At 67.2% G+C, this 22,888-nt stretch carries 17 protein-coding genes; 8 read left to right on the forward strand and 9 right to left on the reverse strand.

The genetic code is table 11. The features are described from left to right. The first annotated feature begins 90 nt into the window (after positions 1–90). On the forward strand, positions 91–1,956 hold the full coding sequence (locus tag FIU89_RS22800) for a LysM peptidoglycan-binding domain-containing protein (protein WP_302849011.1): 1,866 nt from the start codon (positions 91–93) through the stop codon (positions 1,954–1,956). Between the two features lie 113 nt (positions 1,957–2,069). Here FIU89_RS22800 and FIU89_RS07725 read toward each other — a convergent pair whose 3' ends face one another. Further along, positions 2,070–2,195 carry an entericidin A/B family lipoprotein gene (locus tag FIU89_RS07725; RefSeq protein WP_152492059.1) on the reverse strand — a complete coding sequence of 42 codons (126 nt, stop codon included), beginning with the start codon at positions 2,193–2,195 and terminating at the stop codon, positions 2,070–2,072. Between the two features lie 167 nt (positions 2,196–2,362). Here FIU89_RS07725 and FIU89_RS07730 point away from each other — a divergent pair, with 167 nt between their 5' ends. Then, on the forward strand, positions 2,363–4,180 hold the full coding sequence (locus FIU89_RS07730; RefSeq protein WP_152492060.1) for an ABC transporter ATP-binding protein/permease: 1,818 nt from the start codon (positions 2,363–2,365) through the stop codon (positions 4,178–4,180). Positions 4,181–4,486: 306 nt separating this feature from the next. Beyond that, on the forward strand, positions 4,487–4,708 hold the full coding sequence (locus tag FIU89_RS07735; protein WP_152492061.1) for a hypothetical protein: 222 nt from the start codon (positions 4,487–4,489) through the stop codon (positions 4,706–4,708). 114 nt (positions 4,709–4,822) lie between these two features. On the opposite strand, the gene FIU89_RS07740 is transcribed toward FIU89_RS07735, so the two are convergent. Both FIU89_RS07740 and FIU89_RS07745 read right to left on the reverse strand, forming a co-directional pair. Then, positions 4,823–8,803, reverse strand: a complete 3,981-nt coding sequence (locus tag FIU89_RS07740) for an efflux RND transporter permease subunit (RefSeq protein WP_152492062.1) — start codon at positions 8,801–8,803, stop codon at positions 4,823–4,825. Then, positions 8,800–10,140 carry an efflux RND transporter periplasmic adaptor subunit gene (locus FIU89_RS07745; RefSeq protein ID WP_152492063.1) on the reverse strand — a complete coding sequence of 447 codons (1,341 nt, stop codon included), beginning with the start codon at positions 10,138–10,140 and terminating at the stop codon, positions 8,800–8,802. Before FIU89_RS07745 ends, FIU89_RS07740 begins: the two co-directional genes overlap by 4 nt. Before the next feature lie 237 nt (positions 10,141–10,377). On the opposite strand from FIU89_RS07745, the gene FIU89_RS07750 reads away from it, so the two are divergent. The 3 genes from FIU89_RS07750 (at position 10,378) to der (ending at position 13,990) form a co-directional block, all read left to right on the forward strand. Then, positions 10,378–11,055 carry a hypothetical protein gene (locus FIU89_RS07750; protein ID WP_152492064.1) on the forward strand — a complete coding sequence of 226 codons (678 nt, stop codon included), beginning with the start codon at positions 10,378–10,380 and terminating at the stop codon, positions 11,053–11,055. 49 nt (positions 11,056–11,104) lie between these two features. After that, positions 11,105–12,442: a PQQ-like beta-propeller repeat protein gene (locus tag FIU89_RS07755; protein ID WP_152492065.1), complete on the forward strand. Its 1,338-nt coding sequence runs from the start codon at positions 11,105–11,107 to the stop codon at positions 12,440–12,442. 84 nt (positions 12,443–12,526) lie between these two features. Then, positions 12,527–13,990: a ribosome biogenesis GTPase Der gene (der, locus tag FIU89_RS07760; protein WP_152492066.1), complete on the forward strand. Its 1,464-nt coding sequence runs from the start codon at positions 12,527–12,529 to the stop codon at positions 13,988–13,990. Here der and FIU89_RS07765 read toward each other — a convergent pair. Then, complete coding sequence (locus FIU89_RS07765; RefSeq protein ID WP_152492067.1) at positions 13,983–14,696, reverse strand: TspO/MBR family protein; 714 nt, start codon at positions 14,694–14,696, stop codon at positions 13,983–13,985. The genes der and FIU89_RS07765 overlap by 8 nt on opposite strands. A 152-nt stretch (positions 14,697–14,848) precedes the next feature. Between FIU89_RS07765 and FIU89_RS07770 the strand changes: the two genes are divergently transcribed. Further along, positions 14,849–15,838: a fatty acid desaturase gene (locus FIU89_RS07770; protein WP_152492068.1), complete on the forward strand. Its 990-nt coding sequence runs from the start codon at positions 14,849–14,851 to the stop codon at positions 15,836–15,838. A 55-nt stretch (positions 15,839–15,893) separates the two neighbouring features. Here FIU89_RS07770 and FIU89_RS07775 read toward each other — a convergent pair whose 3' ends face one another. The 5 genes from FIU89_RS07775 to serS all read right to left on the reverse strand — a co-directional run bounded on the left by FIU89_RS07775 (position 15,894) and on the right by serS (position 22,382). After that, entirely contained in the window at positions 15,894–16,235 is a 342-nt protein-coding gene (locus FIU89_RS07775; RefSeq protein WP_152492069.1) for a DUF427 domain-containing protein, read from the reverse strand. 101 nt (positions 16,236–16,336) lie between these two features. Continuing rightward, positions 16,337–18,163: an aminopeptidase P family protein gene (locus FIU89_RS07780; protein WP_152492070.1), complete on the reverse strand. Its 1,827-nt coding sequence runs from the start codon at positions 18,161–18,163 to the stop codon at positions 16,337–16,339. Between the two features lie 126 nt (positions 18,164–18,289). Continuing rightward, on the reverse strand, positions 18,290–20,164 hold the full coding sequence (cobT, locus tag FIU89_RS07785) for a cobaltochelatase subunit CobT (RefSeq protein WP_152492071.1): 1,875 nt from the start codon (positions 20,162–20,164) through the stop codon (positions 18,290–18,292). A 95-nt stretch (positions 20,165–20,259) separates the two neighbouring features. After that, positions 20,260–20,664, reverse strand: coding sequence for a hypothetical protein (locus tag FIU89_RS07790; protein ID WP_152492072.1), 405 nt, complete (start codon positions 20,662–20,664; stop codon positions 20,260–20,262). Between the two features lie 425 nt (positions 20,665–21,089). Beyond that, positions 21,090–22,382, reverse strand: coding sequence for a serine--tRNA ligase (gene serS / locus FIU89_RS07795; RefSeq protein WP_152492073.1), 1,293 nt, complete (start codon positions 22,380–22,382; stop codon positions 21,090–21,092). A 220-nt stretch (positions 22,383–22,602) separates the two neighbouring features. Between serS and yajC the strand changes: the two genes are divergently transcribed. After that, the gene (gene yajC / locus FIU89_RS07800; RefSeq protein ID WP_152492074.1) at positions 22,603–22,881 is read left to right on the forward strand and encodes a preprotein translocase subunit YajC; all 279 of its coding nucleotides are present in this window, start codon (positions 22,603–22,605) and stop codon (positions 22,879–22,881) included. Positions 22,882–22,888: the final 7 nt, after the last annotated feature.

Below are 22,888 nucleotides of genomic sequence, written 5' to 3' on the forward strand. Positions count from 1 at the left end.
TGGCTGACGGGGCTTCTTTTGACCGTTCTAGCCGGTGTTGCTAAACTCCTGCAACCGCAGAGCTGTCCTGCGGCCCGGGGGACGAAAACCATGAGCAAACTGTCTGGCCTGATCGGAGGATACGGCACCGCGATCGCGGCGGCGGTCGGGACACTGGTTGTGGTGATCGGCCTTTTCGCCGGGGGGGTATTCGACCGGGAGGTGGACGCGCCGACGCCGGAGACGGGCGCCTCCCGAGAGAGCGCCGCCGCGCCCGAGGCCGGGGCGGGCCAGACCGGGGCGGAGGAGATTGAGGCGGTGGAGACCGGGGCGGATCAGGCCCCCGACGCCGGAAGCGAGGCGGCGACCGACACGGCCCAAACCGACGCGGCGGAGACACCGGATGCCGAGACCGACGACACTGCGCCCGGGACGCCGGCGCCGCCCAGGGTCAGCACCTTTCGGCTGGATCCCGATGGCCGGATGCTGGTGGCCGGGCGGGCCGAGCCGGGCTGGGAAACCGCGATCCGTCTGGACCGGAACGTGCTGCGCAGTTTCGTGCCCGAGGGCGATGGCCAGTTCGTGGAGTTCGTGACCGTAGATCCGAGCGCCGAACCGCGGGTTCTGTCGCTGAGCATGACCTCGCCCGAGACCGGCGAAGACATTGAAAGCCAAGGGGAAATCATCATCGCGCCACTGCGCGCGCCGGCCCCGCCGGACGTGGCCCAGGGGGACGTGGCAGAGACCGCGCCGGGGGATACGGTTGCGGCGCTGGAGACCGCCGGGATGAGCGAAGCGGAGAGCGTGACGCCTGACGCCGCGGTGCGGCAAGCGGGCGCTGGCGATCGGTCCGTGACGCAGGCGGCGGAGGCGGTCGAGGCGATTGCGCCCCAGGAAACGGCCGCGGAAATGACCAAGGAGCGCGCGGCGGAGGAGGCTGCGGGCGGGGTCGAGACGGCCGCGTTGTCGGATCCGGCGGAACCGGCGCAGGAGGATCAGCAGGGCGTGCCGGAGAGCGGCACCGAAGGCTCTGACGTGGCGCGGACGGCCGCGCCCGAGCAGGTCGAAGGCGGCGGGTCTGACGGAGGCACCGAGAGTGTCGGGGCCGCTGGCGAGGGCGCTGCGGCGGATGAGGCTAGCACGCAGCAGGCCACCGCGCGGGATGCAGGGGACGACGCCGGGCCGTCCGCCGCGGGGACCGGACGCGATGAGGGAGCGTCCGCCCAGGCCGACACAGAACAGGCCGCCACGGGGGGGGGAGCTGGCGACGCGGAGACCGCCCGGGCGACAGGCGGGGCCGCTACGGGGCAGGGGACGGACGCCGCGAGCGGCGGCCAGAGTGCCGACAGCGCGACCGACAGCGCGGTCGACCGTGTGGGCGGCGGGACGGGCGATGACGCGACCGATCAGCCCGATCCTGCGCCGGGGGCCGCGGTGCTGATGTCGGACGCGGATGGCGTGCGGGTGATCCAGCCCGCGCCGGGCGATGTTAGCCCCGAGGTGATGGCGGTGGTGGCGCTGGATGCGATCAGCTATTCCGACACCGGCGCGGTGGAACTGTCGGGGCGGGGCGCCAGCGACGGGTTCGTGCGGGTCTACCTGGACAACACGCCGGTCACGACCTCGCGCATTGCCGCCGATGGCAGCTGGCAATCGGACCTGCCGGAGGTGGATACCGGCGTCTATACCCTGCGGATCGACGAGGTGGATGCCGATGGCAATGTCACCAGCCGGGTCGAGACCCCTTTCAAGCGCGAGGACGAGGCGCTGTTGGCGGACGCCACGCAGGCGGGCAAGCTGGTGCAGGCGGTGACGGTGCAGCCGGGATACACGCTGTGGGGGATTTCACGGCGCAATTACGGCGAGGGGATCGAATATGTGCGGATCTTTGAGGCCAATCGCGACCGGATCCGCGACCCGGACCTGATCTATCCGGGCCAGGTCTTTACCATTCCCGACCAGGTGGCGGTGGAATAGGCCCGCAAAAGGAAAACCCCGACGCGGGGTGCGCGCCGGGGCCTTGCAACTTTCCTTGGCAAGCGTCGTGACGAAGTTTGGATCGGGGGCCACGACGCCGCTTACAAGAGGGCTCAATCGTTTTCTTCAGCCTCTTCCTCGATGTTGTCACCGAGATTCGACAGGTCGCGCCCGAACCCTTCGGTCGTCTCGCACGCGGCGAGGGCGAAGAGGGCGGTGAGTGCTGCGATGAAACGCATGTTTTTTCTCCAATTAAACGGGCACGTTGCCTGCCGTTGGCGGTGAAACGCAGCGCGGCGGGTTTGGTTCCAACGCGATTGCAGAAACTGCGACACAAGTGTGCGGCGGCGCGTCTGGCCTTGGGCGCGGGCTTGGCCTATGTCAGCGGAGGAACCAAGGAGACCAGATGCGGCGCAGACCCACGACAGCGACGGAAATGCCGGACAACGCCCTGCAGGTGATCCGGCGCGTGGCGCCGTACCTGTGGCCCGAGGGGCAGAGCTGGGCCAAGCGCAGGGTGGTGCTGGCGCTCATGGCGCTGGTGCTGGCAAAGGTCGTGGCGGTGGGCACGCCGTTCTTTTACAAGGCGGCGGTGGATTCGCTGTCCGGAGAGGGCCAGGAGGCGGCGTGGATGCTGGGCGCGGGGGCCATCGGGCTGACCGTGGCCTATGGCGTGGCGCGGCTGATGAACGTGGGCTTCCAGCAGTTGCGCGACGCGATATTCGCACCCGTGGCGCAGCGCGGTCTGCGGCGGCTGGCGCTGGAGACGTTCCAGCATATCCACCAGATGTCGATGCGCTTTCACATGACGCGCAAGACCGGGGGGCTGAGCCGGATCATAGAGCGCGGCGTGAAAAGCGTGGAGTTCCTGCTGCGCTTCCTGGTGTTCTCGGTCGGGCCGCTGATCCTGGAACTGCTGATGATCGGCGTCGTGCTGTGGACGCTGTTCGATTTCTCCTATCTTGCCGTGGTGATGGGCGTGATCGCGACCTACGCGGTCTTCACCTTCAAGGTGACGGAATGGCGGGTCAAGCTGCGCCGGCGGATGAACGAGCAGGACACCGATGCCAACCAGAAGGCCATCGACAGCCTGCTGAATTTCGAGACGGTGAAGTATTTCGGCGCCGAGGGCCGCGAGGCGGCGCGGTATGACCGGGCGATGGAAGGCTACGAGAGCGCGGCCTTGCAGACGTCCTATTCGCTGGCTTTCCTGAATGTCGGGCAGAGCTTCCTGATCACCGGCGGGCTGGTGGCGGTGATGGTGATGGCGGCGATGGGGGTGCAGAGCGGCGCGTTGACGGTGGGCGATTTCGTGATGGTCAACGCCTACATGATCCAGATCACCATGCCGCTGAACTTTCTTGGCACGGTTTACCGGGAAATCCGGCAGAGCCTGGTCGACATGGCGCAAATGTTCGATTTGTTAGAGCAAACGCCGGATGTGACCGACAATCCGGATGCAAAAGGTTTGAAAATCGAAGGTGGGTCGGTGCGGTTTCGCGAGGTTTCCTTCGGGTATGACCCGGAAAGACCGATCCTGCACGATGTGTCGCTGAGCGTTGCGGCGGGCGAGACGGTGGCGCTGGTCGGCCCGTCGGGGTCGGGCAAGTCCACCATCGGGCGGTTGCTGTTCCGGTTCTACGACGTGAGCTGCGGCGCGCTGGAGATCGACGGGCAGGATGTGCGCGGCGTGACGCAGGAGAGCCTGCACGCCGCCATCGGCGTGGTGCCGCAGGACACGGTGCTGTTCAACGACACGATCGGGTACAACATCGCCTATGGCCGCGACGGGGCCACGCAAGACGAGATCGAGGCGGCGGCGAAGGCGGCGCAGATCCACGAGTTCATCGCGCGCCTGCCCAAGGGGTACGAGACGCAGGTGGGCGAGCGGGGCCTGAAGCTGTCGGGTGGCGAGAAGCAGCGCGTGGGGATCGCGCGGACGCTGCTGAAGGACCCGCCGATCCTGCTCTTGGACGAGGCGACGAGTGCCCTGGACACCGAGACCGAGCGAGAGATCCAGGACGCGCTGCGCCGGGCGGGCGAGGGGCGCACGGTGATCACCATCGCGCACCGTTTGTCGACGGTGGCGGATGCGGACCGGATCGTGGTGCTGGAAGACGGGCGGATCGTGGAGGAAGGCACCCATGCCGAGCTGCTGGCGCGGGAGGGGCGCTATGCGGGGCTCTGGGCGCGGCAGGCCAGCGAACGCGAGCGCGCGGCCTGAGGCGGCTTGTGGCGCGCGGGGCGGCGTTGTCTCTGCCTCGCCTTGCGGGGGGGGGGCGGAGGCAGCCTGATGGACGCGACGGACCCGTGGACGGCGCCCTGTTCGGCTTGTGTTCCGGGGGACGGTTTTGCCCGGGACGCGCGGCCTTGATTTCTTTTCTGGATACGTCGCGTCAGGCCTCTATTTCCTTGTGGAAGTGGGTGGGCGACCTGCGTTAAAGCGGTGCTTCCCGGCCCGTTTTTCAAGAGTTCTTTCTGGTTTTGGTGCGAGCGGCCGACGCTGAAGACGCGCAAAGCAAGAGACGACATGTTCCGCGGTACGATCCTGTATTTTTCCGATGACGGAGGCGTCGCGCATATCTGGTGTGCGAAGGCCGGCAACCCCTTGTTCCGGGCGCGGGCGTCCGATTTTCCCGACCTATGGCCGGACTTGCGGGTCGGTATGGTGGTGACCGTCGTCGGCAGCACCGGGACGGACGAGGCGCAAACGGTCGTGACGCTGGAGATCGCGCCGCAGGACGAGGGGTGAGCGCCGCGCCTCCGGGCGTTGCGGCGCGTGGGCTTTCACCCACCCTACGCGGGCTTGCTCGCGGCGCGCCTCCGGGCGTCGTGGCGCGTGGGCTTTCACCCACCCTACGCGGGCTTACTCGGCGGCGCGGAGGGATTTGTCCTTGGGCGGTGTGTCGTCGTCGTCGTCCGAGTCGGACTGCGCCGCCTTGCGGTCGGCCAGCACGCCCTTGACGTCGTCGAGGGCGAGTTCGGGCTGGGTGGTGTCGTCCTCGTAGGCGGCGATATCGGGGATGCCTTCGGTCCAGATGATCTCGGGCGCGCGGACGCGGGCGGCCTGGCGCGAGAGGGCCCAGTCGCGGGCGGCGCGGCTGGAGCGGCCGAAAGAGAGCTTGGCCAGCAGCTGGGCGCCCCAGAGCACGTAGGTCGTGGCCCAGATGCGCAGCGCCAGCATCGAAGGCGTGAAGACCAGCGTCAGTACCGTGGCGATGCCCAGGCCGAAGACGACCGCGGTGGCCAGCTGTTTCCACCACAGCGCGGTGGGGCTGTTGAAGGTGTAGCCGCCGGCGAAGAAATCGAGGCTGAGGCCGAACATCATCGGCGCGAGGCCCGCCATGGTGGTGATCGTGGTCAGCAGGACCGGGCGGATGCGCGCCTCGGCCGTGCGGGTGATCGCCTCGATCCGGGGCATGTAGCGGGAATATTCCTGGTAGGTGTCGATCAGCACGATGTTGTTGTTCACCACGATGCCCGCCAGCGCCACGATGCCGGTGCCGGTCATGATGATGGAGAACGGCTGATTCATCACCAGCATCCCGATCAGCACGCCGGTGGTGGACAGGATCACCGCGAGAAGCACCAGCACGGCGTTGTAGACCGAGTTGAACTGCGCCAGCAGGATGATGAACATCAGGCCCAGGGCGCCCAGGAAGGCCTGTTGCAGGAAGGCGCCGGATTCTTCCTGGTCCTCGGCGTCGCCGGTCCATTCGTAGGAGACGCTGCGCGGCATGTCGGCGCTTTCGAGCCATGCGGTAAGAGTTTCGATGCGTTCGTTGGCGGTGAGGGGCGCTTGGGTTTCCTCGCCGTTTTCGCCGGTGGTGGTGACGGTGAGCCCGTCCACCACGGCGGCCTTGACGTCGAAATAGCGGGTCTGGTCGACGCGGTCGATCTGGGCCAGTTTCGGCACCGGCTGACGGGTGATGAAGTTCGACAGCGGCACGAGGCCGTCATCGGTGCGCACCTTGAGTTCATCCAGGGTAGACAGAACGCGGTCCTCGGCGGGCAGGCGGACGCGGATGTCGATTTCCTCGTCCGAGGAGGGCACGCGCATGGTGTCGAGCAGGATGCCGCGCGTCACCAGCTGGACCATCGCGCCGACGGTGGCCACGTCGGCGCCGAAGCGGCCGGCCTTTTCCACGTCGACGTCGATCTGCCAGTCGATGCCGGGCAGGGGGAGCGTGTCCTCGACCAGGTCCAGACCGCGGGTCTCTTCGAACTTTTCGCGGGCGCGGGCGGTGAAGTCCTGAAGCTCCTGCCAGTTGTCGCCCTTGAGCCGCAGGTGCACGGGCTTGGCCGAGGCGGGGCCCTGTTCGAGCGACAGGATCTCGACCTTCATGCCGGGGATCCGTTCGAGCCGGGCGGTCAGTTCGTCGATGGTGCGTTCGCCGCCCGCCACGGGGTCGTTGACGCGGCGCTGCACGTCGTAGCCGAGGATCGGGATGGTGAACCAGGTCTCGTAGGTGGTCGGGCGGTCCTCCCACTTGATCAGTTCGAACTGGACCTGGCCGATCGTGTCGAGCGGGGGGGCGGCGCCGCCGGTGTTGTTGTTCAGCCCGCCGTCGCCGGCAAAGGAGAAGGCCGAGAGGACGTTGGGATGCTCCAGCACGACCTCCTCGGCCTCGCGCACGAGCGCGTCCTTCTGGCCGATCGAGAGGTTGCCGCGGGCGCGGACATAGACGATGGCGTTCTCGGGTTCGGAGTCGACGAAGAACTCGGTGCCGTTGTTGTTGTTGATGTAGAACATCAGCACCGAGCCGACGAAGACGAAGATGGCGCAGAAGGCCACCAGCGGCATGATCGGGTTGGCGGCGATGGAATGGATGATCCAGCCGAAGGGCGAGCGGCGATAGCCCGCGTCGATCCGCTGGGCGCGGTGCAGGCGGGTGTATTGCCGGATCGCGATGGCGGCGAAGACGATGAGTGCGAGGACGATGGACGCCGTCCATCCCATGCCCGACCCCCATGCGACGCCGATGGCGGCCGCCGCGAAGATCAGGCCGCGTGCGACCGGGAAGGGCAGCTTGCGGGCCTGCCAGGTGTCGAGGCTGTCCCACAGGAGCGACAGGCGGCGAAAGAGCGCAAGTACGCACAGAAGCGTGGTGAGCGCGCCGGCGAGGGCCACGCCGCCCGCGACGACCATGCCGAGCCCGAGGCCGAAGGCCGTCAGAAGCGACGGGATGACGGAGCCGAGGATATCGCCGCCGTCCATGCCGGCGAATTGTGCGCCGGCTTGCGCGGCCAGCGGCGGTATGGCCTGTCCGGCGAGCATCAGGGCGCCGACAGCCAGTATGGCGAGCGCGATGTGCAGGTACCAGCGGGTGGTGGCGATGGCCTCGATCCGCTGGGTGAACCAGCGTTCGATGCGGCCCGTGACGCCGCCCATGACGGGCAGGTAGACCAGCGCGACCAGCAGCGAGGCCGACAGCACGAAGATGAGCGTGACGGGCAGCATCATCATGAACTGTCCCGGCACGCCGGGCCAGAAGAGCATGGGCAGGAAGGCGCAGAGCGTGGTGGCGGTGGAACTGACCACCGGCCAGAACATGCGTTTGGCGGCGGCGACATAGGCGTGCATCGGGCCTTCGCCCTCGGCGATTTTCTTGTCGGCGTATTCGACCACGACGATGGCGCCGTCGACCAGCATCCCCACGGCGAGGATCAGGCCGAACATGACGATGTTCGAGACCGGCACGCCCATCACCGCCAGGAGCGCGAAGCACAGCAGGAAAGAGGTGGGGATGGCGAAGCCGACCAGAAGGGCGGGGCGGATGCCGAGCGCGGCCAGCGTGACGATCATCACCAGCGCGATGGCGGTCAGCACCGAGCCTTCGAGCTGCGAAACCATCGAGGCGATGATACGGGATTGATCGTTGGAGGTGTCGACCTGCACCGCGACCTGAAGTTCGGACGGCCAGGTGTCCTCGGCCTCGGCCACGGTGTCGCGCACCAGGGCTGCGGTGTCGATGATGTTGAAGCCCTTGCGCTTGACCACCTGCAGGGCAATCGCCGTCTCGCCGTTGAAGCGGGCGGTGCCGGCGCGGTCCTCGAAGGTCAGGTTGATGCGCGCCAGATCGCCCAGCGTGACGACGCGGTCGCCATTGGTCTTGACCGGAAGGTCGTAGATGTCGCCGGTGTCGTCGAATGACGAGGGGATCTTGACCGAGAACGCGCCCTGGGCGCTGTCGACCTCGCCTGCCGCAATCAGCTGGTTGTTGTTCTGGACGACATTCAGAAGCTCGTTGGCGGTGACGTTGTAGGCCTCGAGTCGCAGGGGGTCGATGACCACCTCGACCATCTCGTCGCGGTTGCCGGCAATGCCGGCCTCGAGCACGGGCTCCAGCCCTTCGAGCCGGTCCTGCAGGTCCTTGGCGATGCGGGCCAGCGTGCGCTCGGGGACCGGGCCGGAGAGCGACACGATGATGATGGGGAATTCAGAGAAGTTGATCTCGTTGATCGTGTATTGCTCGGCGCCTTCGGGGAAGTCGGCCTCGGCGGCGTTCATGGCGTCGCGCACGTCGGCCATGATCTGGGTCTTGTCCCAGCCGAATTCGAATTCCAGCGCCACGCCGGCATAGTTTTCGGCCGCGGTGCCGGTCATTTCCTTGAGGCCGTCGAGATCCGACAGCTCGGTTTCCATGGGCTTGACCAGCAGCTTCTCGGAATCCTCGGCGGAGATGCCGGGGAAGTTGACCGACACGAAAAGGGCCGGGATCTCGATGTCCGGTTCGCCTTCCTTGGGCAGGGAGATGTAGGCGGTGGTGCCCGCGACGATCGACAGGATGATGAAGGCGATCACCATCCGGGCGCGTTGCGAGGCCCAGTCGACGATGCCGGTCATTGTATGGTCTCCCGGAAGGCGGGTTCGACCGGGACGCCGTCGGCGACGAATTCCTGGCCCAGGATGATGACGTCCGAGGTTTCTTCCAGGCCGGCGACGAAGACGCCGGTGGGGCTGTCGCGCAGCAGGGTCACGGGTTTGAACTGTGCCGTCTTGTCGGGGCTGACGATACGCACGCCCAGGGCGCCGTCATCGTCGAGCGTGAGCGCCGATTGCGGCAGCAGGTGCGCCTTCACGCCCTCCGATTCGATGCGGATCTCGGCGGTCTGGCCGTCGCGCAGGGCGAGATCCTCGTTCGGGACGCGGATGTCGACACGGAAGGTGCGGGTGGTGGGGTCGGCGGCGCGGGAGATGAAGGTGACCTCGCCCTCGACCGTGCCGCCCGAGGCGAGGCGCGCGGTTGCGGGCGCGCCGGCGCTGACCTTGGCGATTTCGGTTTCGGGGATGTAGCCCACGAGCATGATCGGATCGAGCTGGATCACGGTGGCGCAGAGCGATCCGGCCTGAAGAAGGCTGCCAAGCTCGGCGGTGTCGGATTCCAGCAGGCCCGAGAACGGGGCCTTGATCGTCAGGCGCTCGATTTCCTTGCGGGCGGAGGCGACGGCGGCCTGGGCGCTTTCGACGCCCGAGCGGGCGGCCTCGATGCCCGCGGCGGCGGTTTCCTGGCCCGATTCAGCGGCCTTGAGCGCGGCCTCGGCGCTGGTGATCTGGGCCTTGGCGCCTTCGACGGCGGCCTTGGTCTGGGCCACGCGGGTCTGGGAGGCGAACCCGTCGGTCGAGAGCTTGTCGGCGGCGTTGGCGTTGATCTCGGCCTCGCTGAGCACGGCGCGGGCCTCGACCAGGCGGGCGCGGCTTTCCTCGACGCGGGCGGCGGCCTCGGGGACGGCGGCGTCTGCCTCGGGGATGCGGGACCGGGCCTCGGCCAGGCGGGCCAGCGCCTCGGCCAGGTTGGCCTCGCGCGTGCCGGGGTCGATCTGGCAAAGCGTCTGGTCCTCTTCGACGAAGGCACCCTTGCGAATGGGTTCCGAGACGATCTGGCCGGGGGTTTCGGCCCGCAGCTCGACCTGGCGGTCGGCCTCGGTCTGGCCGCGCACGGTGACGGCGGTGTCGATCGTGCGCGCGGTGGAGCGCAGGGCGACGACGCCGACGGTGCCTTCGCGTTCCTCGGGGGTTTCGGCCAGGGGGTCGTCGCCCTGATCGGTGTCCGGCGCGACCGCCTCGGCCAGTTCGGTGTCCTCGACCGGCGCGAAGAGCGCTGCGATGCTGTCGCGTTCCATCACGAGCGCGTAGATGGCCGCGCAGACCAGGATGGCGGCGAAGATGGGAAACAGGCGCATGAAATAGCTTTCCAAGAGTCGTTTGCGTGAGTTTACGGGCGCTTGGCGTCGATCGCCATGCGTCTTTAACGCGGTTTACGCTGAACTGTCCGGTTTAGATTAGTCTCTTTGCCGGCATTGTTCAACCCGCCGCGACGCGTGGGCGCCCGCGCGCGTGCGCGATGTGGCGGGGCGCCCCTTGGCAGGGCCGGAGTGACGCGGTAAGAGGGGCGAAATTTCGAAGAAGGGCAATGCGCAGTGAGCCAGTCTGACAGTTTCATCGACGAGGTGACCGAGGAGGTCCGCCGCGACCGGCTGTACCGGAATTTCAAGCGGTATGGCTGGATCGGCATCCTGGCGGTGCTGCTGCTGGTGGGGGGCGCGGCCTTCAACGAGTGGCGCAAGGCGCAGGAGCGTGCCGAGGCCGAGGCGCTGGGCGACGCGATTATCGCGGCGCTGGGCGAGGAGGACGCGGCCGCGCGCAACGCGGCGCTGGACGCCATCCAGCCCGAAACCGGCGGGGCGCGTGCCATCGTCGGTCTGCTGGCGGCGGGCGAGGGCGGGGCCGAGAACGCCCCCCAGACCGCCGAGCAGCTTTTGCGCCTGGCCGACTCGGCCGACGTGCCGCTGGTCTACCGGCAGATCGCGACGCTGAAGGCCGTGGCGCTGCCCGGATCGGGCCTGAGCCCCGAGGACAAGCGCGCCCGGCTGGAGGGCATGGCGGCGGGCGGCGGCATCGTGCGGCTTCTGGCCGAGGAGCAGCTGGCGCTGGTCGACCTGGAGGCGGGCGACCGGGACGCGGCGCTGGAGCGGCTGCGCGGCCTCTATGAAAGCGCGGAAGCCACAGCGGGCTTGCGTCGGCGCGTCGAGCAGTTGATTGTTGCGCTGGACGGTGACATTGAAGAGGAGCCGGTCGGCGAGACCGACGGCAACTAAGCGTTCCGGCGGCCCCAGAGGGCAACGCCGGCTGAAAAGTACGGGGGCGATGGCGGTGAAGACGTTAGCGGGAGTGATTGGCCTGAGTGCGCTGTGCCTTGTTGCGGCCTGTGCGAAAAAGGAAAACATCCTGACCGGCGAGCGCCAGGAGATCAGCGACATTCTGCAGACCGAGCCGGGTGACTCGGCGCTGGCGCCGCAGGCGGTCTCGGGCGCGGTACCGCCGCTGGCGCTGCCGGCGGCACGCAGCAACGCCAGCTGGGCCCAGAGCATTTCCAATGCCCGCACGCGGGTGGCGCATCCGGCGCTGCGCGGCACGCCGCAGCTGGCCTGGACGGCGAATATCGGGCAGGGCGACAGCCGCAAGTCGCGGATCACCGCCGATCCGGTGGTCGGGGGCGGTCGTGTCTACACGCTGGATTCCCGCGCCCAGGTGACGGCGGTCAGCACTTCGGGCCAAGTGATCTGGACCCGCGACCTGGTGCCCGCGAATGACGGTGCCATCGACGGCAGCGGCGGCGGTCTGGCCTATGACAACGGACAGCTGTTCGTGTCGTCGGGCTTTGGCCTTTTGACGGCGATCGACGCCGCCACCGGGCAGGTCCAGTGGCAACAGAACCTGCGGGCCACCGGATCGGGCAGCCCGACCGTGGCCGGGGACCTTGTCTATGCCGTCGCGGGCGACGAGCTGGCCTGGGCGCTGGATCGCACGGACGGGCGCATCGCGTGGCAGCTGGAGGCGACTTCGGACATCCGCAACGTGCTGGGCGCGCCGTCGCCCGCCGTTTCGGACAAGTACGTGGTCTTCGGCTTTGGCTCGGGCGAGGTGCAAGGCGCGTTCCTGAAGGGCGGCCTGCGCCGCTGGACCACGCAGATCGCGGGCAAGCGGCGGGGCTATTCCTCGGGGATCATCGAGGATGTGACCGGCGAGCCCGTGATCGAGGGGAACACGATCTTTGCCGGCAACCACAGCGGACGGACCGTGGCGCTGAACCTTGGCAATGGCGAGCGGCTGTGGACCGCAGCAGACGGGCCGCTTTATCGGGTGTGGCCCGCGGGCGACTCGATCTTCATGGTGTCGGACCGCAACGAGCTTCTGCGGCTGGCGCAATCCGACGGGCGGCGCCTGTGGAGCGTGAAGCTGCCGTTCTTCACCAAGTCGAAGCCCAAGAAACAGGCGCGGATCTTTGCCCATCACGGGCCGATCATCGCCGGGGGCCGGCTGATCATCGCGTCGAGCGACGGGCTGATGCGGTTCTTCGACCCGACCAATGGCGCATCTCTGGGACAGGTGCAGATGCCGGGCGGGGCGACGACCAACCCGGTGGTGGCCGGAAACACGCTCTATGTCGTGTCGTCCAAGGGCCAGTTGATGGCTTTCCGTTAAGCCGGACATGGTGTAACAGGGCGCTTTCGCAGGGGCCCTGATGCGCAGGGTCCGCGCGGTTCATCCGATCCGGAGCCTGAAAAGATGAGTTTCACACTGGCAATCGTGGGCCGCCCAAACGTGGGCAAATCCACGCTGTTCAACCGGCTTGTGGGTAAGCGGTTGGCGCTGGTCGACGACCAGCCGGGTGTCACGCGCGACCTGCGGGAGGGGGACGCGCGGCTGGCCGACCTGCGGTTCACGGTGATCGACACCGCCGGGCTGGAGGATGCCACCGACGACAGCCTTGAAGGTCGGATGCGCAAGCTGACCGAGCGGGCGGTGGACATGGCCGATGTGTGCCTGTTCCTGATCGACGCGCGGGCCGGGGTGACGGCGCTCGATGAGATGTTCGCCGAGATCCTGCGCAAGCGGGCCGATCACGTCTTTGTCGCCGCCAACAAGTCCGAGGGTAGCGCCGCTGATGCCGGCGTGCTGGAGGCCTACAGCCTGGGGCTGGGCGAGCCGATCCGCCTGTCCGCCGAGCATGGCGAGGGGATGCACGACCTTTACACGGCGCTGTTGCCGCTGGCCGACGGGTACGCCGAGCGGGCCGAGGCGGAGGCGCCCGAGGTGGACGTGGCGGTGGACGAAGATGGCGAGGCGGACCCCGAGGGCGTGCGCAAGCCCACCAAGGCGCGCCCCCTTCAGGTGGCGGTGGTGGGGCGGCCCAACGCGGGCAAGTCGACGCTGATCAACAAGGTCCTGGGCGAGGACCGGCTGTTGACCGGGCCCGAGGCGGGGATCACGCGGGATGCGATCTCGGTCCGGATGGACTGGGACGGACTGCCGATGCGGATCTTCGACACCGCCGGGATGCGCAAAAAGGCCAAGGTGCAGGAAAAGCTGGAAAAACTGTCGGTGAGCGACGGTTTGCGGGCGGTGAAGTTCGCCGAGGTCGTGGTGGTTCTGCTGGATGCCGCCATTCCGTTCGAGCAGCAGGATCTGCGCATCGCCGACCTCGCGGAGCGCGAGGGGCGCGCGGTGGTCGTGGCGGTGAACAAGTGGGACATCGAGGACGACAAGCAGGGCAAGCTGCGCGACATGCGCGAGGCGTTCGAGCGGCTGTTGCCGCAGCTGCGCGGCGCGCCTCTGGTGACGGTCTCGGCCAAGACGGGCAAGGGGCTGGACCGGCTGCACGCCGCGGTCGAGAAGGCCTATGACGTCTGGAACCGGCGGGTCAGCACGGCGCGGCTCAACCGCTGGCTGACGGGCGTGCTGGAGGCGCATCCGCCGCCCGCGCCGGGCGGGCGTCGGATCAAGCTGCGCTACATGACCCAGGCCAAGACGCGGCCGCCGGGATTTGTGGTGATGTGCAGCCATCCCGACAAGATGCCGGCGAGCTATTCGCGCTATCTTGTCAACGGGTTGCGGGAAGACTTTGACATGCCGGGCACGCCCATTCGCCTGACTCTGCGGTCGCAATCGGACAAGAACCCCTACAAGGCCAAGAAGAAGGCCGGGCCGTCGAAGCTGCGCAAGCACATCAAGGGGCGGGGCCCTAGCTGAGGCGGTCGGGCCGGCCGCGCAGCACGAGGAGCGCGAGGGCGACCACCCCCGCGCCGCTGAGCGCGAGCACCGGCCAGTTGACGGGATCGGCGTTGGTGACGGCGATGCCGACCAGCGCCCAGACGACCGCGGCGGCGAATTCCGGCGTGTCGGGACGCAGGGCCAGCATTGCCGCCGACAGGGCCAGCGCCAGCGCGATCATCAGCAGGGCCGCCGTCGGTTGGGACAGGACCCCGTAGCCCGCCAGCAGGAGGCCGAGCGCCACGCAGGACGCGGCGGTCAGCCAGCCGGTATAGAGCGCGATCGGCGTGCGCAGCCAGATCCTGTCGCGCGTGCCCGCCCGGATGAGCGCCAGCGCAGCGGTGCCCCACATCAGCCAGATCAGCGCCGTGGCCCAGGCGGGGCTGATATTGGCCACCGGGATCCAGGCCGAGCCGAGGACGAGGCTGACGATGTAGGGCCAACGCATCGCGTCCCAGGCCGGGTCGTCGTAGCGGTTGATCAATCCGAACAGCGCCCCTGCCAGAAGCCAGATGTAGATCAGCCCCCAGATGGAGAAGGCATAGCCGGCAGGCTGAACCGGGGGGGTGTCCTGGGGGATCGGGAACTGCCCGGCGCTGAAGCCGTTGAACCCGCTGATGTAGACCGGAGACATGGCGAAGAGAATGGCGGCCACCAACGCGAAGATTGCCTTGACCTTGTGCATGTTGCCTCCTTGTTTTCGGCGCCGCGACGCGCGCGATGAAATTTCACGAACGACCCTTGCAAATCACTGAAATAGTTTCAAATTACACTTGTCCACGGTATCATTCCTGTTGTGTCGTTTTTTCTTGTCCGTCCTTTGAGGGGCAGTCGATCATGACCATCCGAGACTATCTTAGGGATTATGCGCAAAAGTCCGATGGGATGGGCGCGCTGAGCCTTGGCGCGACCTTCGCCGTCTATGGCGCTGCTCTGGGCCTCGGCGCGTGGGCCTGGCCGGCCTGGTGGGCGGTGCTGCCGTGTGTCGTGGTGTTGTCCTTCGCGTCGGTGCGGCTTTACGTGTTGCAGCATGATTGCGGGCATTATTCGCTATTCGCGACGCGGTGGGCGAACGACGTGGCGGGGCATGTGCTGTCGGTGTTTTCGCTGACGCCCTACCGGGTCATGCAGTACAACCACAATCAGCACCATGCCTACCTGGGCAACCTGGAGCATCGCGAGACCACCGAGGTCTATACCATGACCTTGCAGGAATGGCGGGATGCCGGAGCCTGGACGCGGGTGTGGTACCGGATCTATCGCAACCCGGTCGTGATGCTGAGCCTGGGCGGGATCTATGCCTATTTCATCGCCTATCGCTGGCCGGTGAACACCATGAAGGTGGGCCCGTGGGGCGTGGTGGCGCACAACATCGCGGTCGCCGCCTATGTCGCGGCGGTCTGGGCGCTGCTTGGGGTGCCTGGGCTGGTGGTGCTGGGCGCAAGCGCGGTGCTGGCCGGCGTGATCGGGGTGTTCCTTGTCTACTTGCAGCATAATTTCGAGGACACCTACTGGGATCGCAAGCCGGACCTCGATTTCCGCAAGGCGACGCTGGAAGGTTCGTCGAGCCTGGACCTGGGGCATTGGTGGGATATCGGGACCGGCAACATCGCCTATCACGATCTGCACCATTACAACCCGCAGATCCCGTCCTACAACCTGCGCCGGGCGCAGAAGAACCTGCCCGACGACCTGCGCGTGCATGATGAGATCCGCTGGCGCGAGGCGCTGGCGAGTTTCCGGCTGAAACTGTGGGACGAGGAGAGCGGCAAACTGGTGCCGTTTCCGCGCCATCGCAGCCCGCGCGAGGCGGCGGTGCGGGCCTGAAATTCTTCGTACGAAGAATTTCAGGTGAGATTATTCGTGCGAATAATCTGGCGCGTCAGACCTGTTCGACGGTGACATCGTCGGAGGAGTAGAATGCGAGGTGGTCCTTGATCCGGGCCACGTCGGGCTTGGGGTCCTCGTAGCTCCAGGCGGCGTTTTCCAGGGTCTTGCTCTTGGTGACGATCGAGAAATAGCTGGCCTCGCCCTTGTGCGGGCAGGTGGTGCGGTGATCGCTTTCGTCGAGGAAGGCCATGGCGATGTCTTCGCGCGGGAAATAGATCACGTCGTTCAGGCCCTCCTCGGCCAGAACCAATGCGTTCCTGCTTTCGACCAGCACCGCGCCGCCTGCGCGGACCGTCCATGTGCCGTCTGCCTTGTGGATCGTGATCTTTGCCATGTCTTTTCCTTCCCTCGTGAAGCCACTTTAGGCACCGGGACAGGCCCCGGTGTCAAGCTGTTGGCCTGTGCGGTGTCGCGCAGGCATGTCACAGTTTCATGTCAGAGGGGCGCGGTGGCCCCGGTCAGCCAGTCGCGCGAGGCGTCGTCGAGACGCGGCCCGATGCGGTCGCGGCAGGTGGCGTGATAGGCGTTGAGCCAGTCGCGTTCGGGGTCCGAGAGCGCGGCTGCGTCGATCAGGCGGCGGTCGATGGGCACGTAGTTGAGCGTGGTGAAGTGCAGCATCTGGCGGGTATCGTCGCCATCGGGCAGGGCCGGGGCGAGGGTGACCACCACGAGGTTTTCGATGCGGATGCCGAAGGCGCCTTCGCTGTAGTATCCCGGCTCGTTCGACAGGATCATGCCGGGCCTGAGCGGTTCGGTCGAGGCGCGCGACAGGCGCTGCGGGCCTTCGTGGACGCATAAGTGCACGCCGACGCCGTGGCCGGTGCCGTGGTCGTAATCCTGCCCGGCTTGCCAGAGCGGCATGCGCGCGATGGCGTCGAGATCGCGCCCCGACAGACCCTTGGGCCAGCGGGCGCGGCTCATGGCGATCATGCCTTGCAGGACGCGGGTGAAGGCGGCGCGCTCGGTGTCGCCGGGCGTGCCCACGGCCAGGGTGCGGGTGATGTCGGTGGTGCCGTCCTGGTACTGCCCGCCGCTGTCGAGGACGAGCAGGTCGCCGTCCTGAAGGGTGCGGTCGGTCGCCTCCGAGACGCGGTAATGCGGCAGGGCGCCGTGCGGGCCGGAGCCGGCGATGGTGTCGAAGGAGATATCCAGGAGCGCGCCGGTGTCGCGGCGGCAGGCCTCGAGCTTTTTCACCACGTCGATTTCGGTGATCGTGCCGGGGGCCTGGGCGTCGAACCACGCAAGGAAGGTGCACATGGCGGCGGCGTCGCGCAGATGCGCCTTGGTGGTGGCAGCGATCTCGGCGTCGGTCTTGCAGGCTTTGGGCAGGATGCAGGGATCGCCGGCATAGGCGATGTCGGTGCCGGCGTCTTCGAGCAGCGTCACGATGCGCAGGGGCACCGAGCCGTGGTCGAGCCGGACGGGGCCGGAGAGGGCGCTGATGGCGGGTTCGAAATCCTGCGGCAGAGCAAGGCGGATGTCCTCGGCGAGGTGGGCGCGCACCGCGTCGTCGAGCTTGGCGGGGTCGATGTAGAGATCGAACTTGGCGTCGTCATGCAGGATGGCGAAGGCGTGCGGGATCGGGTTGCGGGGGATGTCGCTGCCCCGGATGTTCAGGAGCCACGCGATGGAATCGGGCAGGGTGAGGATGGCGGCGCGGTGGCCGTCCGCGCGCAGGGTCGCGGCAAGCTCGCGGCGCTTGTCGGCGTGGGATTTGCCGGCGAGATCGTCGGGATAGACGCGCACCGCGCCCGTGGGCGGGGCGGGGCGGTCGGGCCAGGTGCGGTCGAGAAGGTTCTCGGTGGGGGTGAGCGTGATCTGCTTGCCCTTGAGGCCCTCCTCGATCGCGGCGATCTGTTCGGGCGTGTAGAGCCACGGGTCGTAGGCGACCGTTCCACCGTTCGGCAGGTGCGTCTTCAGCCAGCCGGCAGGCCGGGTATCGGGCCAGTCGACGGGCGTGAAGTGATCGGTGTCGACCTGGGCGCGGACCTGGCCGCGGTAACGGCCGTCGACGAAGACGCCGGCGATGTCCTGCAGCACGATGCAGAAGCCCGCCGAGCCGGTGAAGCCGGTGAGCCAGGCCAGGCGCTCGTCGCCCGGCGCGACATATTCGCCCTGATGCGCGTCGGCGCGGGGGATCATGAAGCCGTCGACGCCCTCGCGCTCCAGTTCCGCGCGCAGGAGTTTCAGGCGCGGCGGGCCCTGTTCGGGCGAAGACGTTTCGGTGAAGGACTGGAAGACGGTGTCGGGCAGATCTGTCATGGGCAAAGTGCTAGGGCCGCGCGGGATGAAGTGCAAGTGTGGCGGTGAGAGCGGACCATTTTCCGCGCGGAAAATGGGATGGAAAATGCGCATTTTCCATCCCGGAATTTGCGCAAATTCCGGGGCCTAGCTGGCGCGCCTCATCCCCATCACCCGGGCGCGGGCGCGCGGGTCGCTGTCGAAGAGCGCGGCGAGCTGTTCGGTCATCACCCCGGCCAGCTGGTCGGCGTCGGTGATGGTGACGGCGCGGTTGTAATAGCGCGTCACGTCGTGGCCGATACCGATGGCCAGAAGTTCCACCTGCTTGCGGCGTTCGACCATGGCGATCACGTCGCGCAGGTGCTTTTCGAGATAGTTGGCGGGGTTCACCGACAGGGTGGAATCGTCCACCGGGGCGCCGTCGGAGATGACCATCAGGATCTTGCGCGCCTCGCGCCGGCCGGCAAGCCGCCGGTGCGCCCATTCCAGCGCCTCGCCGTCGATGTTTTCCTTCAGGAGCCCTTCTTTCATCATCAGGCCCAGGTTGGAACGGGTGCGGCGCATGGGCGCGTCGGCGGATTTGTAGATGATGTGGCGCAGGTCGTTCAGGCGGCCGGGCAGTTGCGGGCGGCCTTCGTTCAGCCAGCTCTCGCGGCTTTGGCCGCCTTTCCACGCGCGGGTGGTGAATCCGAGGATCTCGACCTTGACGTTGCAGCGTTCAAGCGTGCGCGCGAGCACGTCGGCGCAGATTGCGGCGATGGAGATGGGACGCCCGCGCATGGAGCCGGAATTGTCCAAGAGCAGCGTGACGACAGTGTCGCGGAACTCAGTGTCCTTTTCGACCTTGAAGCTGAGCGGCGTGGTGGGGTTTGCCACGACGCGGGCGAGGCGGCCGGCATCGAGGATGCCTTCTTCGCGGTCGAATTCCCACGAGCGGTTCTGTTGTGCCTGAAGGCGGCGCTGCAGCTTGTTGGCAAGCCGGCTGACGGCGCCCTTGAGTGGTTCGAGCTGCTGGTCGAGGAAGGCGCGGAGGCGTTCCAGCTCGATGGGCTCGGCCAAGTCCTCGGCGTGGATTTCCTCGTCGAAGGCGGAATTGTAGACGGCGTAATTCGGGTCGGCGTCAGAGAAGGGTTGCGGCGCGGGGGGATCGAGCGGGGCCTCGCCTTCGGGCATTTCGGTTTCGTCGCCCTGTTCCTGGTCGGCCATGTCGTCCATGCTGACCTGGGCCTGGGCCTCGTCCTGCTGCTGATCCTGGGATTGCTCGGGGTCGGCGTCGGCCTCGGCCTCGTCGCTGTCATCCTCGCCGGTGCTGTCGGGCTGTTCCTCTTCCTCCTGGTCCGCCTCGGCCTCGGTCTCGTCCTCGTCGTCGAGCGCGTCGGGGTCGTCGCCCAGCTGGTCGCCATAGCCCAGGTCGTCGATGATCTGGCGGGCGAAGCGGGCGAATTCGGACTGGTCGGACAGTTTGCTCTGCAGGTCCTCGAGGGTGCCGCCGGCCTGCTCCTCGATGAAGCCTTTCCAGAGCTCCATGACATTGCGCGCGCCGTCGGGCAGGTCGCGCCCGGTGGCGAGGTGGCGGATGAGATAGCCCGCGGCGTTGGCCAGGGGCGCCTCGGCGGCGTCGGTGATCTGGTTATAGCCGCGGCGGCGGGCTTCGGCGCCGATCTTGGCATCGATATTGCCGGCGGTGCCGGGCATGTGGCGCGCGCCCATCGCCTCGCACCGGGCGGTTTCCATTGCCTCGTAAAGATCCCGGGCCATGTCGCCGGGAGGGCAGTAGCGGGTGTGGGTGCCCGCATCGTGATACTTGTGGCGCAGGGCCAGCGCGTCGGCGGTGCCGCGGGCCTGCAAAACCTCGTCCTTGGTCATGCGGCGGCTGATCTGGGGCAGCCGCATGGAATCGCCAGAAACCCCGGCGGGATCGACCGAGTAGGAGACGTTAAGGTCGGGGTCGTCGGCCAGCACCTTGGTGGCCTCTGCCAGCGCCTTTTTGAAGGGATCGGCGGGGTTGTCGGAGTGCGCCATTCTGTGGGGACCCTGTCACGCTGCGGTTTCAGGGATGCAACCTAGGCTGACGGGCGCGGAATGACCAGTGGGCGCGGGGCGGAAATTGCCCCGCGTCAGAGGATGAGCTGGCGGCAGGTCGACAGGCGCCTGTGCATGTCGCGGGAGGCGCGGTCGGCATGGGTGGCGTCGGCGCTGCGCTGTTGCAGGCGCATGAGCTGCGCCATTTCGGACCAGCCGGAGGCCTGCCAGCTGCGGGCGCGGCGCGGGTCGATGCCGGCCTCGGCGGCATGGGGCAGCATGGCTTCGAGCAGCGACTCGAAGCTGCTTTGCAATGCCCGGGTCGCGTCGCTGTCGGGGTTGTGGGTCGCGCTTTGGCGGGTGGCCATGGCGGAGTAGCGCCCGGCGCAGGTGGCGAAGGCCTCTGCCTGCTCTGCAAGGCTGAGGGCGTTCGATGGAGCGGCCAGCGTGCTCGTTATCAGAAAAGCCGCCGCCGCCAGGGTGTGCTTTTCATTTGTCATGTAACGAATTTATGACGCGTGTATATTTTGCGTCAATACGGCGTATATACAAAATTTGTTTCATGGCGGTAAGGATGCCGCGGGGTGATTAAGGATTGGTCAATGGGGGAGGGGTGAGAGATCCTCGGGTCAAGCCGGAGGATGACGTTTAAAGGTGGCCGCGCGATTGCCAGACCGCGGGATGGCGAGCCGACCACCGTTCAGGGCACTTAATTTCCGAGTTCTCGCATAACCTATGATCGACGCGCCCACGTCACCCAATCGCCAGCCCGGGGGGCGGTCTGGCGATCGCGCGGCGGCGCGGGCGTGCCGCGCCTTGGTTCCGCGTGCCCCGCTACAGACACGACGTCATCCTCGGGCTAGACCCGAGGCTCTCTGAGTCGGAGAGGTCCCGGGTCAGGCCCGGGACGGGGCGTGTACCCGCCTCAGCCCAGCGAACCGTCCGCAAGCAGCCGGGTCTTGCCGCGCAGGTAGGGGTGAAGCGCTTCGGGCAGGTCGACCGAGCCGTCCGCCTGCTGGCCGTTTTCCAGCACCGCGATCAGGCAGCGGCCCACGGCGAGGCCCGAGCCGTTAAGCGTGTGCACGAATTGCGGTTTGCCGCCGTTGGCGGGCTTGAACCGACCGTTCATCCGACGGGCCTGGAAATCGCCGCAGACGGAGACCGAGCTGATCTCGCGATATGTGTTCTGGCCGGGCAGCCAGACCTCGATGTCGTGCGTCTTGCGCGCGCCGAAGCCCATGTCGCCGGTGCAGAGAACGATGGTGCGGTAGGGCAGGCCGAGCCGTTCGAGGATGCCTTCGGCGCAGGCCGTCATGCGGTCGTGTTCTTCGAGAGATTTGTCGGGATGGGTGACCGAGACCATCTCGACCTTTTCGAACTGGTGCTGGCGCAGCATTCCGGCGGTGTCCTTGCCCGCGCTGCCCGCCTCGGACCGGAAGCACTGCGTGTGCGCGACATAGCGGCGCGGCAGGTAATCTTCGTCGACCACGAGGCCGTTGACGATGTTGGTCAGCGTCACTTCGGCGGTGGGCACGAGCCACCAGCCATTGGTGGTCTCGTAGCTGTCCTCGCCGAATTTGGGCAGTTGCCCGGTGCCGTACATCATTTCGGGACGGACCAGAACGGGGGTCCAGGTCTCCGACAGGCCATTCTCCTCGACATGGGTGTCGATCATGAACTGCGCCAGTGCGCGGTGGATGCGCGCGACGCCGCCGGACAGCACCACGAAGCGGGAGCCGGAGAGTTTCGCGGCCAGCTCGAAATCCATGCCGGGCTTGACGCCCGCGAGGTCATAATGCTCGACCGGGGTGAAATCGAACTCGCGGGGCGTGCCCCAGCGTTTCAGCTCGACATTGTCGTCCTCGTCCTCGCCCTCGGGCACGTCGTCGAGCGCGAGGTTGGGCAGGGTCATCAGAAGGTCGGTGAGCTGCTGGTCCAGCGCCTTGGCTTCGGATTGCATCGCGGCGACCTCGGCCTTTTTCTCGGACACGAGGGCGCGCAGGCGTTCGAACTCGGCCTCGTCGCCCTTGGCCTTGGCGGCACCCACCTCCTTGGAGGCCTTGTTCTGATCGGCCTGCGCGGTTTCGGCGGCCTGGATCTTGGCGCGGCGGTCCTCGTCCAGCGCGAGGATCTCGGACGACGCGTTCGACACCCCGCGACGGGCCATGGCGGCGTCGAACTGGGCGGGGTTTTCGCGGATGGCGCGGATGTCGTGCATCGTCTTGGTCCTTGGGGTCAGGTTGAGTCGTGGGGTGGGTTGTAGCAAGTAAAGCGCGCGGGATAATAGCTGATTTATTCCGGTAACGGGCGGTTGCGGTGCCGCTGCGACATTGCCGCAGGCCCGCCGGTTCGCGCCTTGCAAAACCCAAAAGCCGGACTTAGGTTCGCGCAAACGCGGGCCGGGGGGCCCGCAAAGCCCGAAAAGGAATAAGATTCGCATGGAAGCCATTGGCCAATTCATCCCGCTCATCCTGATCTTCGCGATCATGTGGTTCCTTCTGATCCGTCCGCAGCAGAAGAAGCTGAAAGAGCACCAGGCGATGGTGGCGGCGCTGCGCAAGGGCGACCAGATCGTCACGCAGGGCGGGATGATCGGCAAAGTCACCCGCGTGAAAGAGGGCGAGGAGATCGAGGTGGAGATCGCCGAGGGCGTGAAGGTGCGTGTCGTGCGCAATACCGTCGCCCAGGTCCTGTCGAAGACCGAGCCGGCCGCCTGATTTCGGG

The sequence above is a fragment of the Roseovarius sp. THAF27 genome (assembly GCF_009363655.1).
GTDB lineage: Bacteria > Pseudomonadota > Alphaproteobacteria > Rhodobacterales > Rhodobacteraceae > Roseovarius.